Origin of the sequence: Mycobacterium sp. KBS0706, from assembly GCF_005938675.2 — a bacterium.
Classification (GTDB): Bacteria; Pseudomonadota; Alphaproteobacteria; order DSM-16000; family Inquilinaceae; genus Inquilinus.
On record NZ_VCCH02000141.1, the window covers coordinates 1 to 13898 of the forward strand.

Below are 13898 nucleotides of genomic sequence, written 5' to 3' on the forward strand. Positions count from 1 at the left end.
CAGATGAGGCGCTCCTTCGACCAATCCAGGTCATCCGTCCAGACGAATTGACGCCCAAATTGATAGGGGTAGGCAAGGTGCGCAATGGTTGCGTGATCGTCGAGGGTGCCTAGTCTGAACGTACTCGCAAGGACCCGGTGAAAATCCGGGTGGCTCTTCCGGCCGCCGATCCGCCGGATAACGCTAGCGATATCGATGCAGTGGCGACGGTCAATTCGATTACTCTTCACAAAGAGCGTATCGAAGCGAGGCCTGTTCGCATGGGCTTTTGTCCTGCCCTCTATCGGCCTCTTCATTGACCTGAAGGTATCGCCGCTGTTCTCGATGGAATCGTGAGGACGGCGAATGTACCAGAAACCGTGATCCCAGAGCACAATATCCATTCCCGGATATTGTGCCGCTATGCACTAACCATTCCATCTCTCGCCGCGCTGGCTATTCGTGGTCCGCTGGGCTGCCTGGCTAGCGGCGAGACCTCCCGACTCCAGTCATCGGAGGAAAGATGCCGTGCGTCATATGCGGATCTTCGGATCTGGCCTTCCTGGTCGAGCTTGCCAGCGTCCCGGTCGTCTGTAACCAGCTTCATCGAAATCGCGAGGCGGCGCGACGGGTTGCCCGCGGCGATATCTGGCTCGTCGGCTGCCGCTGTTGCGGGCACGTGTTCAATGCTGCCTTCGACGCCACCCGCGTCGTCTACGATGAGCGGTATGAAAACTCGCTGATGGGCTCGCAGCATTACCGCAGATACTCGGAGGACATTGTCAGCCGCCTTCTGTCGACCTACGGGTTGGCCGGCGGTGCCGCCGTCGAGATCGGATGCGGCCGGGGTGAGTTCCTGCGGATGTTGTGCAAGCGGGGGCTGCGCAAGGGAATCGGGTTCGATCCCGGTCGCCCGACCGGCGAGGACACCGTCGATGATCCGGCGGTCACCATCATCGGCGACGTGTTCACTCCATCCCTGGCGCCATATGCCGACATCGTCTGCTCACGCTATGTGCTGGAGCATCTGCCGCGCCCGGTGGATCTGCTTCGGTCGATCCGCGAAGCCTATGCCTCACATCCCGCCCGGGTGGTGTATACCGAGGTGCCGAACGGCACTTACATGCTCGACAGGCTCGGGATCTGGGATCCCCTCTACGAGCATCTCTCCTATTTCACGTCCTCCTCCCTGGCGCACGCGGTGCGGTTGGCAGGACTTGCTCCCGGCCCGATCAATATCGGGTTCGGTCACCAGTTCCTTGCGGTGGAGGCGACATTTGCGGAGCCTGAGGCGGATGAGCGGGCCATGGCTCCACCCGATACACAGAGCTTCGACGGCTTCGCCGATCGGTTCAGGAAGGCGCTTTCGGTCTGGCAGGACTGGCTGAACCAAGCCCGCTGGGAGGGCCGGCGCCTGGTGCTCTGGGGGGCTGGCGCCAAGGGCGTCACCTTCCTGAATATCCTGGACCGGTCCGGGAGAGCCGTCGAGCAGGTGGTCGACGTCAATCCTCTCAAGGCAGGAGCTTTCACCGCCGGCACGGGACATCTGATTGTGCCGCCCGCGGCGCTGAAAGAGCGGCCGCCCGATAAGATCCTGGTGATGAACCCCGAATACGAGACGGAGATTCGGCAGACGCTCGCTGGACTCGGGCTGGACGTCGAGCTGGTCGTGGTCTCGGGCAGGCTGCCTCCCCTGGCCACCTATGAGCGGCGATCGATCTCTTGCGTCTCCTCTTGATGAGATGAGAGGACGAAGGCGATCCGCATGTCGGGCACCATCGGTCGAAACCGGTGCCGCTGGCGAAAAGCGTCATCGGACCGCCGCCCGTTTGGGCCATTGTCTGGTTGGTGCCCTCGGGGGAGGGACCGACCGGTCGCCGGCGCAATCGCGATCAAACGGGCGGTGGCCGCCATCGGCACAGTGCCGGCGAACGCAGCGGGAGTGGGGCATGGCGGCGGTCGAACGCGCGGTCTGGTTCATCGAGCACCGGTTCTCGGCGGAGGTCACGCTCGACTCGATCGCCGAGGCCGCCGGCGTGTCCCGGTTCCATCTGTGCCGGCTGTTCGGCGTGGCCACCGGCCGGTCGGTGATGCGCTATGTCCGCGGCCGCCGCCTGACCGAGGCGGCGCGCACCCTGGCGGCCGGCGCCGCCGACATCCTGGCGGTGGCGCTCGACGCCGGCTACGGCTCGCACGAGGCGTTCACCCGGGCCTTCCGCGACCAGTTCGGCCTGACGCCGGAGCTGGTGCGCGGTCAGGGCCATGTCGACAACCTCGCGCTGGTGGAGCCGATCCGGATGGACGAATCGCTGATCATCGACCTCGAAGCCCCGCGCTTCGAGGCCGGCAAGACCCTGCTCGTCGCCGGGCTGGGCGGCCGCTACACCTTCGAGACCAATGAGGGCATCCCGGCGCTGTGGCAGCGCTTCGGGCCGCAGATCGGCCATGTGCCGAACGAGATCGACGGCGCCGCCTACGGCGTCTGCTGCAACACCGACGATGCCGGGAATTTCGACTACATCGCCGGGGTCGAGGTGGCGAGCTTCGACGAGCTGCCGGCGGAGTTCGCCCGGGTGCGCATCCCGGCGCAGCGCTATGCGGTGTTCAGCCACCGCGGCCACATCTCGCGCATCCGGGCGACGCATTACACGATCTGGACCCGGTGGTTGCCGGAGTCCGGCCACGGCTTTGCCGACGCGCCGAATTTCGAGCGCTACAGCGCCGATTTCGATCCCTGGACCGGCACCGGCCTGGTCGAGATCTGGATGCCGCTCAGGAGCTGACCCGGGCGGCGGCCGGGGCATGCGGCGCCAGCCGGTCGCATTGCATCAGCAGCCGCACCAGCTCGGCCTGGCGGCGGGTGCCGGTCTTCTCGAAGATCCGGGTCAGATGGGTCCGCGCCGTGCTCGGCGCGATCGCCAGGCGCTCGGCCACCGCCTGCAGGCCGTCGCCGCGGCTGATCTCCGCGGCGAACACGGCCTCGGCCGCGGTCAGGCCGAACAGCTCCTGCAGCAGGGCCGGCGACGGCGTGCCGGCGATGTCGGGATCCATCACGAACAGGGCCACCAGCGGGCCGCCGCCGACCGGAATCACGGTCACCAAGAGCGGCGGGGCGCCCGACGGCCGCGACAGCCGCAGCCGGGTTCCGCCCTTCGCGGCCTTGGCGATGGCCTGCCGCAGCCGGCCGGTCTCCTCCGGGATGGCCGTGGTGATGCCGAACGGCGTGGCGTACAGCCCGTCCCTCCGCGCCGTGATCGTCCCGGCGCGGCGGTTGAGCCGGATCGGCCGGGCCGATGCATCCGCGATGATCACGCCGAGGTCGAGCCAGTCGAGCAGATCCTCGATGCCGCCATCCTCGTCGTGGCGGCGCCCGGGAGCGGCAGCCTCGCTCTCATCGTCATCGTCGTCCCGATCCAGAGCCTCCACGCCGATCACCCGGGTCGAGAGGACGGCCGCCAGGCCGGCATTCATCGTCAGGGAATAGTCAAGATCCGCAGCACTATCGACGCCCGCCATGACCTATGCCTCTTCGTGCTCGACGCGTTGTCCGCCCTGCGTCGAGATCCGGCATGCTTCGGGGGCGGCGCCGTAAGGACCACGCTAGGCGCCGCATGGCCGCCGCGCTTCGGGGCCGCCGCCCAATTTTCGCGGGGAGGACTACCTAGTTTTCGCCGGCCGACAGCAGCCAGGGCTCGCTGTGCAGGCGCAGGACGACATCCATCCGGCTGCTGGCGTTCAGCTTGCCCAGCACCGCCGAGACATGGTGCTCGACCGTACGGGGCGACCGCACCAGCCGGCGGGCGATGTCCTGGTTGCCCATGCCCTGGGCCAGCAGGCGCAACACCTGCAGCTCGCGCTGGGTCAGCCCGAGCGGATGGCGGCGGGCGGCGGCGTAGGGGCCGCGGCGCGCCCGCGGCAGCTGGTCGGCGACGCCCAGGCGCTGCGCGGCCCGGCGCGCCAGCAGGGCGGCCGGGCGGGCCTCGATCTCCTCCAGCATCACCACGGCCCGGGCCAGGGCCGGCCCGGCGTCGCCGCCGCGCAGCTGGGTCAGGGCCAGGGCCGCCTCATAGGGCAGGCCCAGGCGCGTCCACTCCGCCGCGGCCGCCAGCGGATCGCCGGCCAGCTCGGCCGCCCGCGGCGCCGGGGCCCGCTTCGTCGCCGGCGGCAGCGGTGCCGTCATGCCGCAGCGCCGCCACCACACGGCCAGCTCGCCCAGCGCCCAGGGATCGAAGCTGTCGAGGTCCATCGCCGCCACGGCCGCCAGCGGCTCATGAGCGGCATCGAGGTCGCCCGCCAGCCACGCCGCCTCGGCCATGGCGAAGCGCACCGGCGCGATCAGGTGCAGGTCGCCGGTCTCCAGCGCATGCCGCAGCGCCTGCTGCAGCAGGGTCGGAGCATCGGCCTCGCCCAGGCGCATCCGCACCCGGCCCAGCACGATCAGGGCGGGCAGGCGGATCGTCGGCGCCAGCAGCTCCAGCCCGACGACCCCGCCGGCGATCGACTCGGCCTCGCGGAACCGGCCCTGCTCGAGGCGCAGCCGCGCCTGCCAGCCGACCTGGTAATGAGTCCAGGCATCCAGGTCGTGCCGGGTCTCGAAGGCGATGCCCTCGTCCAGCACCCGCTCGGCCAGGGCGAAATCCTTGAACACCACCGCATACTCGGCGAGGTTCATATAGGCCCGCGCCGCGTGCTCGTGGAAGCCGTGCTCCAGGGCCAGGGCCAGGCTCTCTTCCATCATCTCCAGCCCGCCCGGGCGGTCGACGAACAGCAGCGCGGTGGCGACGTTGTTCAGCGCGTGCACCCGGGTCTCGACATCGCCCAGCCGGTCGGCCAAGCTCATCGCCCGCCAGCCCCACTTGACCGCGTCGTCGACATGGCTCTGCTGCATGTGCAGCTGCGAGCGCACGCTGTAGGCCATCGCCAGCTCCGGCCCCGGCGGCAGGCGCTCCAGCTCGCGCACTGCCTCGTCGACGCAGTCGCCGGCCTGCCGCACCTCGCCGCGCGACCACAGCAGCCGCGCCAGCGCCCGCAGGTTCAGGCCGACCTTGTCCATGCGACCCAGCTCGCGCCACAGCGCGATGGCGTGCTGCCGCGCCTCGATCACCGTGTCGTCGATGCGCAGCGCCAGCCCGGCCTCCTCGGCCCAGTCCTCGTGCAGCTGCGCCGCCACCCCCTTCGGCGCCTCGTCGACATAGCGCAGGGCGGTCGCCAGATGGGCGGCGGCCTGGTGATGCGCGCCCAGGCGCGAGGCCTGCGCCGCGGCCTGTGGCGCCAGGGCCAGGACGCGGGCGCCGTCATCCGCCGCGGCGGCGTGATGCACCTGGCGCGGCAGCAGCGCCACCGCCTGCCGCGCAGGGGCCTCGGCCATCGCGGTCTCGACCCGGGCGTGCAGCGACTGCTGCGCCGCCGCGGACAGCTGGTCGAGCGTGGCCAGCCGCGCCAGCTCGTGGCGGAATCCGACCGCGCCGTGGTCGTCGCGCAGCAGCATGCCGCGGGCGATGCAGCGGTCGACCGCGGCGTCGGTCCTGGCGCCCAGCAAAGCGCGGGCCAGCCAGGGCTCGACGCTGCCCGGCACGATGCTGATGGTCTCCAGCGCCTCGCGCTCCTCCGGCGCCAGCCGCGACAGCCGCGACCACACCGCGTCGCGGATCGAGGCCGGGACGGTTCCGGGAATGCCGGCCGGCGCGGAATCCTGGCTGGCCAGCAGCTCGGTGACGAAGAACGGGTTGCCGGCGGTGACCCGGTGCAGCTCGGCGGCGGAGCGGCCGGCAGCCCTGGCCAGCGCGGCGACCGCCTCGGGCGACAGCGGCTGCATGGTGATGCGCACGGCGGTGGCCGGCAGGTCGCCCAGCACCTGCCGCAGCGGATGGTCGGGGCCGACCTCGTCGCTGCGGTAGCTCAGCACCAGCAGCGTCCGCAGCACCGGCATGCGGCGGCCGAGATACTTCACCAGGTCGAGCGTCGCATTGTCGGCCCAGTGCACGTCCTCGAACACCAGCACGGTGGTCTCGGGCGCCTCCTGCAGCGTGTTCAGCAGGGCGGGGAACAGCCGCTCCGGCGCCGCCGCCTGATCCAGCAGCGCCGCCATCCGAGGCCCGAGGGCGTGCGCCATGTCCTGCAGCGGGCCCAGCGCGCGCGGCGTGAACAGCGCCTCGGACCCGCCCCACAGCACCCGGTGGCCCGGACCGAGGCGTTGCGTGAACTCCTGCAGCAGCGCGGTCTTGCCGATCCCGGCCTCGCCGCCGAGGACGACCGTGCCGCCATGGCCGGCGGCGGCCTGCCGGGCCATGTCGATCAGTCGGTCAAGCGGCTCTTCGCGCTCGATCAGCATGAAGTCGGCGACTCCCCTGTGCCTGCTTGGATTTCAGGCCAAGGGGGTGTCGAAAACAAGGCTTCATGTCCGATTTTTGCTGCATTGCACCGATTGGTTCAACCTTGCAACATCGAGGCACCCATGCCGACCAGGGCGCCGCCGAATAGGCGGTTACACAGCCGGGCACGGCTCGGTTGCTGCAGCCAGCGGCGCAGCGCATGGGCGGCGACGGCATTGGTCAGGATTCCAAGGAAGCCGATGGCGGTGAAGCTGGCGGCCAACAGGGAGAGTTGCGGCGTCGCCGGCAGGGCCGGGTCGATGAATTGCGGGAAGAAGGCCGGGAAGAACAGCAGCGTCTTCGGGTTGGTGGCCGAGATCAGGAAACCCTTCCAGAACCGCGCCCCGACCGGGATCGTGCCGCCGGCCTCGATCGCCATGCCGCCGCGGGCGCGCCATTGCTGGATGCCCAGATAGACCAGGTAGAAGGCGCCGGCCCAGCGCAGCAGGTCGAACCACTGGCCCAGCAGCGCCAGGAACGAGCCGATGCCGACCACGGCCAGCGCCGCCTGGATGGCGATCGCCAGGGTCGCGCCCGCCACCGTCGTCACCGTGCGCGCCCAGCCCAGCGCCAGCGCATGCGACAGCGCCAGGATGTTCACCGGCCCCGGCGTGACGCTCAAGATCAGCGCGGTGACCAGGAAAGTGCCGTACAGGTGCCAGTTCATGACCGGTCTCGCGGGAGTGGGCTGCGGCCGGGGCGGCCGTCCCGGGCCGCCTCGGCGTCTGATAATAATATTGCGTGAGGTAACATAATTACCCGACCGGCGAGGCCTGCTGTCATGCCAGGGTAGCTATGCAAATTTGCCAGGCAGATCGGCTCCGAGCTCCGCGTTCACGGAATATCTCAATGCTAGGAACTTCTTCCAGCATGCATTGTTTCGCGTCGACTGGCCCTGGAGGGAAGAGCATGAGCCTGGCGCCGTTGCGTCGCGGGGAGGGGGAGCGGGCGCTGCAGCTCCGCGGTTCGGATGCGAGCTTCGCCGCGGCGGTCGACCGGGCAAGAAAGCCGGTGCCGGCCGCGCGGGCGCGCGAGATCGACGAATGGGTCCGCGACAGGGTCAAGGACCACACGCTGCGCTTCTGGAAGGATGACGGCGCCGAGACCGCGGCCAAGGCGTTGAAAGGCGGCAGCGACCTCGGCGCGCTGACGGCGTCGGAGCAGGCGCGGCTGGTCGACCGGGTGCTGCGCAAATGGCAGGGCGACGGCGCGTCCTCGGCGCAGGACCTGGCCCAGCGGGTGCGCGGCGACCAGGACCTGGCCCGGCTGGTGGCGGACCGGCTGGCGGCGCGCTCGGTCGCGCTGCAGGCCGGCAAGCGCGGCGACGAGAAGCTGGACCCGGAGCTGATGACCGCCCGGAGCTATGCCGAGGCGGCGGTGCTGGCGCTCGGCTACGACCCCGAGCGACCGGACTTCACGGCGAAGCTGGACGCGGCCGGGCTGCAGGATCTTGTCGGATCGCAGTCGCGCGACCAGGCCTCGGCCTTTGCGGCGATGCTGGCGCACCAGCCGCGGGCGCTGGCCTCGGCGGTCTCCGCCATGGCCGATGCGCCGGAGGGCGAGGCGCGGGACGCTTTCACGCTCAGCGCTTTCGCCCTGTCGCGGGAGCAGACCTATTTCGAGGCGCTGGGCCTGCCGCAGGACATGGGCCGGGCGCTGGCCAGGACGCTCGGCCAGCCGGGCGAGGGCGAGCGGCTGGGTGAGATCCTGGCGACCCCCGAGGGCCGCAAGCTTCTTGTCGAGCAACTGCCGTTCCCGCAGCAGAGCAAGACCATGCCGGAAGCGCGGGGCCGGATGCTCGCCCTGGTGCTGCAGCATCGCGGGATCACGGCGGACGTCTTGCGGCGCTCGCCGGGCGGCGACCCCTGGGCCTCGCCGGCGGTGGCCAAGCCGATGGCGCAAGCGGCCGCCGACCAGGCGCTCTCCGCCGGCAGCAGCCACGGCATCGAGCTGGCCGGGGCGGAGACGCTGGAAAGCCGCGTCGCCCGGGCACTGGGGCTGGAGCCCAAAGGCGAGGATGGCAAGATCATCGACAAGATCGCTTCGGCGATCCGCGGCCCGGGCGGCGCCGACGGCAAGGTCACGGTGCTGCCGATCCAGTTCTCCAGCGGCGGCAGCGGGGCCGTGCAACTGCCGCTGTTCCGGGTCGAAGGGAAAGACGGATCCGTCCGCTTCGTCGACAACCAGGGCGGCCGCTATGCCGGCTTCACCACCTGGAAGCGCGAGAACCGGCTGCCGCCCGGCAACATGACCTATCCGCGCGACGGCGAGCTGCAGGGCAAGGACGGCCGCACGGTGCTGGACAGCGGCAACACCCCGCGCACGCCGGACAGCTTCGGCGAGCATGTCGAAGAGGCTCTGGACAAGGCAGCGCTGTTCGGCGGTGTGGTGGCGGGCGGGGTGATGGTGTTCGGCTCGGGGGGCACCGCGGCACCGGCAGTGGCGGCCGGGGCCGGGGCGTGGTTCGCCTGGCGCGGGGCGGAGGAGGCCGGGGCGCTGCAGGAGCGCGGCCTCGACCAGTGGGACAATCCCGAATACCGGATGGCGCTGTTCAACACCGTGGCCGGCGGCGCCAGCATCCTGCCCTTCGGCCGGCTGGCGTATCTGGCGCAGACCGGCAAGGCAGCGGAGGCCGGCCGGGTCTGGTCCGGCATCAACGGCACGGCGATGGCGGCGGACGGCGCCGCCGCGGCCAACACCGGCTACACCGTGGCCGCCGACTGGGACGACCTCTCCCCAGGCCAGCGCCTGGAGATGGGCCTTGGCGTCGCCCTCTGGGGCGGCATGACCCTGGCGGTCGGCCGCTCCGGCCGGGGATCGGCGGGCGATCAGACGCGGACGGAGGACGCAGACGGTGCGGATGCGAGCACCGGTTTGGCCGATGGGCCCCAGATCCCGCTCAACCCGACACCGCCGCTGCCGCAACGGCCGACCTGGAAGACGAAGGCGGCCGAGGAGTTGGATGTCGGCCTCTCCGATCTCCACTTCGTCGATATCCGGCGAACGAACGGGAAGGGCGGGGGCGTGCTTGCGGACGGGACGGTCGTGTCGCCGCATGAGGAGGTGATCCGGATGGACAATGACGGCCGCCGGAACGAGCCGATCGTCCTTCCCATGTCCGACGCTGCCGCCGGGAACCGGCGCTTCGCCCAGAGCCTCGCCGACACCGCCCAGGCGCCGGTCTATCTCCAGCGTGGGGCCGGCGGCTGGACGGCGCTCCGGCCCGGCAAGTCGGCGCAGGACTGGAAGGTCGAGGTGGAGGGGCGGACGCTCTACCAGGTCGACCCGGACGGCTCCCGGCACCGGATCGACTCCATCGAGGATAATCTCGGGCCGCGGCTCGGGGCCGGCCTGTCCAAGACGGCCTTCGCCTTCGGCGACAAGGCGGTGGTCATGATCCGCGACGGCGACCTCCTGCCCGGCTTCAAGGAGGTGGCGATGCTCAACCGGCTGGAGGAGGCGGGGCTTCCGGTCGCCCGGCCGCTGGGGCTGACGCGGGTCGGCGGCCGCCCCGCGCTGCTGGTCGACCGCTATGTCGCCAACAGCAAGGACATGATGAACCGCCCCGGCGGCGACGAGGTCGTCGACACCTCCCGCCTGAACGAGAACAGCCTCTCCAGCCTGAAGCGGATCAAGGCGACGATGCTGGAGCGCAAGATCGACATCAAGGATCTCCAGTTCCTGGTGAAGGAGGATGGCAGCTTCGTCGTCGCCGATCCGCAGGAGATCTATTTCGGCTACGAGCCGTCGCGGAAACGCATCGCCGTCATCGACTGGTTCATCGATGCGACGGAGGCGAAGCTCCGCGGCGGGCAAGGCTGACACGGTCCGCCTTGATTTTCTCAATCTGAGAATTAAGTTGGAGGCAGCACCTTCAAGCCGGCGCGGACGGCTGCTAGGGTGCCCCGACCGTCACCCGTGGACCCCGTCATGACCGATCGTCTCGTCATCGCCCTCGCCCAACTGAACCCGACGCTCGGCGACGTGCGCGGCAACATCGACAAGCTGCGCCGCGCCCGCGACGAGGCGCGGGCGGCCGGCGCCGACCTGCTGCTGGCCAGCGAGCTGGCGGTCAGCGGCTACCCGCCCGAGGACCTGGTGCTGAAGCCCTTCTTCCTCGACGCGGTGGAAGAGGGGGTGCGCGAGCTGGCGGCCGAGACCACCGAGGGCCCGGCGCTCTTGATCGGCACGCCCTGGCGCGACAACGGCCGCGTCCACAACGCCGTGCTGCTGCTCGACGGCGGCAAGGTCGCGGCGTCGCGGTTCAAGCATGACCTGCCGAATTACGGCGTGTTCGACGAGAAGCGGGTCTTCGCCGCCGGCCCGATGCCGGGGCCGATCGCGTTCCGCGGCGTCCGCCTCGGCGTGCCGATCTGCGAGGACATCTGGACCCCCGACGTGGTCGAGTGCCTGCAGGAGACCGGGGCGGAGCTGCTGCTGGTGCCGAACGGCAGCCCCTATGAGGCCGGCAAGGCCGACCAGCGGCTGCAGATCGTGCTCAACCGGGTGACCGAGAGCGGCCTGGCCCTGGCCTATCTCAACCAGGTCGGCGGCCAGGACGAGCTGGTGTTCGACGGCGCCTCCTTCGTCATCGGCCGCAACGGCGCGCTCCGCCGACAGCTGCCGTCGTTCCGCGAGCATGTCGCCATCACCGAATGGGTCCGCGGCGAGGATGGCTGGGACTGTGTCGAGGGCGAGCGCATCGCCCCGCCCGACGGTGTCGAGGCGATCTATGGCGCCATGGTGATTGGCCTCAGAGATTACGTGAACAAGAACGGCTTTCCTGGTGTTCTGATTGGACTTTCCGGCGGCATCGACTCCGCGATCTCGGCCGCGGTGGCGGTCGACGCGCTGGGCGCCGACCGGGTCCATTGCGTGATGCTGCCCTCGCCCTACACCAGCCAGGACAGCCTGGACGACGCGGCGGAATGCGCCGCGGCGCTCGGCACCCGGCTCGACAGCATCTCGATCGAGCCGGCGATGCAGGCCTTCGGCACCATGCTGGCGCCGCTGTTCGAGGGCACGACGCCCGACATCACCGAGGAGAACATCCAGTCGCGCGCCCGCGGCGTCACCCTGATGGCGCTGTCGAACAAGTTCGGCAAGATGGTGCTGACCACCGGCAACAAATCCGAGATGTCCGTGGGTTACGCGACGTTGTACGGCGATATGTGCGGCGGCTATTCGGTCTTGAAGGACGTCTACAAGACCACGGTCTACGAGCTGTCGCGCTGGCGCAACCAGGTCCATCCCGAGGGCGCCATGGGCCCGGCCGGCCGGGTGATCCCGGAGCGGATCATCACCAAGGCGCCGACGGCCGAGCTGAAGCCGAACCAGACCGACCAGGACAGCCTGCCCCCCTATGACGCTTTGGACGACATCCTCAACTGCCTGGTGGAGGAGGAGAAGAGCGTCGACGAGATCGTCGCCCGCGGCCACGACCGGGCCACGGTGGCGCGGGTGTGGCGCCTGCTCGACCGCGCCGAATACAAGCGCCGCCAAGCCCCGCCGGGTGTCAAGCTGACCCGCCGCAACTTCGGCCGCGACCGGCGCTACCCGATCACCAACTCGACGTTGAGCCTGATCTGATGTCCGGGCGCACGCCGTCGGCGCTGCCGGATATTCCCGGTGGGGCCGCGCTCATCGAATGGTTCGGGTTCGTGCCCAATTTTCACGACGGCTTGGTGCTGGCGACAAGGCTTGCGAGTGATGGGCCGGGCGAGATTCGCATTCACACGTGGCGCATCACCAATCGGACGGACGAGCGTGGATACTTCATCCTCGACAAGCATACCGTCGTGACATTCAGCCTCGAAGACATTCGAGCGGTCAATTTCAGAAACTTCAACGAGCCGACAGCCATTCACCGTCTGTTTCTCACCACTGTGGAAGACGGTTTTGAAATTCGGTGGGACAATGTCTGCGGCGCTGGCGGGCCGGGGATTGAAGGCTCGGTGACCGCGCGCCGGGTCAGCGTGTCGTTCGTCCCCGGCGAGCCGGCGAACGATGGTGGGGCCGAGGCCGGGCCAAGCAACTGATGGCCATCGGGCCGGAGGCTCGAAAGTATTGCTTTTGGGTTGCCTCTCCCGCCTGGCGGGAGAGGTCGGGCTCGCGCAGCGAGACCGGGTGAGGGCTGGCCCCGGCCTCGACAAACTCCCCTCACCCGGAGCCGCTTCGCGTCTCCGACCTCTCCCGCAAGCGGGAGAGGCAAAACCATCCGAGCCGACCCGCATCGCCGCCAGATGATCCGGGCGGCTGTCAGGCCGCCGCCACCACCAGCGTCTGCGGCGACGGCGGCAGCGGTGCGAAATCCGGTTCGCCGAACCCAGCCTGGGCCAGCATCCGCTTCAGCGCGCTGGGTGGGAAGGACGTCCCGCCGGGCGTCGTCGCCAGCATGATATAGGCGAACATCGCCGGCATCGGCGGCGACACCCGGTCCTCGTTGGGCACGAATTCGACGATGGCCACGCGCCCGCCCGGCGCCAGGGCGGCGCGCGCCTTGCCGAGCAGGCCGATGCAGGTCGCCTCGTCGAAATGATGCAGGAAATTCGGCATCAGGATGATGTCGTAGGGGCCGCCGAAGGCGACCTCGAAGGCGCTGCCCGGCAGGGTCTTGAAGCGGTCGCCCAGCCCGGCGGCCGAGGCGTTCTCCCGGGCCACGCCGAGCACGTTGTCCCAGTCGAGTGCGGTCACCTCGCAGCCCGGGAACTGGCGCGCGAAGGCGATGCCGAACAGCCCGTGGCCCGCGGCGATGTCGAGGACGCGGCCGGGCGCCGGAGTCAGGCCGGCAAAATGGGCGGCGGTCGCCTGGGCGACCGGTCCGAAGAAGGGCGCCATGTAACGGGCGAAGCCGACCCAGACGGGGTCTTCCGGCGCCGTGTTGGCCAGGCCGACGCTGCCGCCGTTGCGGACGAAGGCGGCCGGATCGGACAACGCCAGCCCGATCATCTCCGGCGCCGCCAGGAAGCGGTGGAAATCGCCCAGGAACGCCGGCGAGCGGCGGTCGAGAAACACCGCCGAGCTCGGCGTCAGCCGATAGCGGCCGTCGGATTTCTCGAGGAACCCCATGACGGTCAGATGGTCGGCAAGCGCCTGGATGCCGGCCTCCGCGGCGCCCGTGCGCCGGCCGATCGCCGCGGCATCCTCGGCGCCTTCGGCGATGGCCGTGAACACATCGAGCTCGATCGCCGCCTTGATCGCCGAGGTGCGAAAATACCCGAGCACCGTGTCCATCAGCAGGCCCGGCGAGACGTCCGCCATGATGTTGCTCCCTGTCGTATCGCTGTTGTTCGACACTCTTTGTCCGCCCGCATTGCCGGCAGTATAGCGGCGGCGAAGGCCGGCAAGAAGCGCCGGGCCGTCCTCCCGCCCCGGCGCCGAAAAACGATGCCTCCACCCCATCCTCACCGCTCCCTGCCGCAGTTAACGCAAAGTTCATTGCGTTAACTGCGGCATTTGTTCATGATATGTTCCATGGAGCCCGCACCAGAAGATCTCGACATCCACGCCCACTGCCGCGGCCTCGCGCTGCAGCAGATCGGGGTGCTG

General features: G+C 69.7%; 10 protein-coding genes and 1 other annotated feature. Of the genes, 5 read left to right on the forward strand and 5 right to left on the reverse strand.

The annotated features are described in order from the left end of the window. Nucleotides 1–383, reverse strand: a 383-nt coding sequence (locus FFK22_RS44135) for a hypothetical protein (RefSeq protein ID WP_221939180.1), incomplete at its 3' end; no start/stop codon positions are given. Further along, nucleotides 128–183, forward strand: a sequence feature (sul1 is cis-regulatory element that is thought to sense ions involved in sulfur or methionine metabolism; They are found in Alphaproteobacteria). (Overlaps the previous gene by 56 nt.) A 119-nt stretch (nt 384–502) precedes the next feature. Between FFK22_RS44135 and FFK22_RS38205 the strand changes: the two genes are divergently transcribed. Together FFK22_RS38205 and FFK22_RS38210 are read left to right on the forward strand one after the other, a co-directional pair. Beyond that, nucleotides 503–1717 carry a class I SAM-dependent methyltransferase gene (locus tag FFK22_RS38205; RefSeq protein WP_138893213.1) on the forward strand — a complete coding sequence of 405 codons (1215 nt, stop codon included), beginning with the start codon at nt 503–505 and terminating at the stop codon, nt 1715–1717. A 211-nt stretch (nt 1718–1928) separates the two neighbouring features. Further along, a complete protein-coding gene (locus tag FFK22_RS38210; RefSeq protein ID WP_138893214.1) occupies nt 1929–2762 on the forward strand; it encodes an AraC family transcriptional regulator in 834 nt (277 codons plus the stop codon). On the opposite strand, the gene FFK22_RS38215 is transcribed toward FFK22_RS38210, so the two are convergent. The 3 genes from FFK22_RS38215 to FFK22_RS38225 all read right to left on the reverse strand — a co-directional run bounded on the left by FFK22_RS38215 (nt 2752) and on the right by FFK22_RS38225 (nt 7017). Then, nucleotides 2752–3495, reverse strand: a complete 744-nt coding sequence (locus FFK22_RS38215) for a helix-turn-helix transcriptional regulator (protein WP_138893215.1) — start codon at nt 3493–3495, stop codon at nt 2752–2754. The two genes, FFK22_RS38210 and FFK22_RS38215, sit on opposite strands and share 11 nt — an antisense overlap. A gap of 145 nt (nt 3496–3640) precedes the next feature. Then, nucleotides 3641–6310 (reverse strand): AAA family ATPase, encoded by a 2670-nt coding sequence (locus FFK22_RS38220; protein ID WP_138893216.1) that lies wholly within the window; start codon nt 6308–6310, stop codon nt 3641–3643. A gap of 98 nt (nt 6311–6408) precedes the next feature. Then, nucleotides 6409–7017, reverse strand: a complete 609-nt coding sequence (locus FFK22_RS38225) for a LysE family translocator (protein WP_138893217.1) — start codon at nt 7015–7017, stop codon at nt 6409–6411. 242 nt (nt 7018–7259) lie between these two features. Here FFK22_RS38225 and FFK22_RS38230 point away from each other — a divergent pair, with 242 nt between their 5' ends. The 3 genes from FFK22_RS38230 to FFK22_RS38240 all read left to right on the forward strand — a co-directional run bounded on the left by FFK22_RS38230 (nt 7260) and on the right by FFK22_RS38240 (nt 12388). Further along, nucleotides 7260–10172 carry a DUF4781 domain-containing protein gene (locus FFK22_RS38230; protein ID WP_138893218.1) on the forward strand — a complete coding sequence of 971 codons (2913 nt, stop codon included), beginning with the start codon at nt 7260–7262 and terminating at the stop codon, nt 10170–10172. Nucleotides 10173–10280: 108 nt separating this feature from the next. Further along, nucleotides 10281–11939, forward strand: coding sequence for an NAD+ synthase (locus tag FFK22_RS38235; RefSeq protein ID WP_138893219.1), 1659 nt, complete (start codon nt 10281–10283; stop codon nt 11937–11939). Continuing rightward, nucleotides 11939–12388 carry a hypothetical protein gene (locus tag FFK22_RS38240; RefSeq protein WP_138893220.1) on the forward strand — a complete coding sequence of 150 codons (450 nt, stop codon included), beginning with the start codon at nt 11939–11941 and terminating at the stop codon, nt 12386–12388. Before FFK22_RS38235 ends, FFK22_RS38240 begins: the two co-directional genes overlap by 1 nt. Nucleotides 12389–12608: 220 nt before the next feature. Here FFK22_RS38240 and FFK22_RS38245 read toward each other — a convergent pair whose 3' ends face one another. Beyond that, a complete protein-coding gene (locus FFK22_RS38245) occupies nt 12609–13610 on the reverse strand; it encodes a class I SAM-dependent methyltransferase (RefSeq protein ID WP_138893687.1) in 1002 nt (333 codons plus the stop codon). Between the last annotated feature and the right edge of the window lie 288 nt (nt 13611–13898).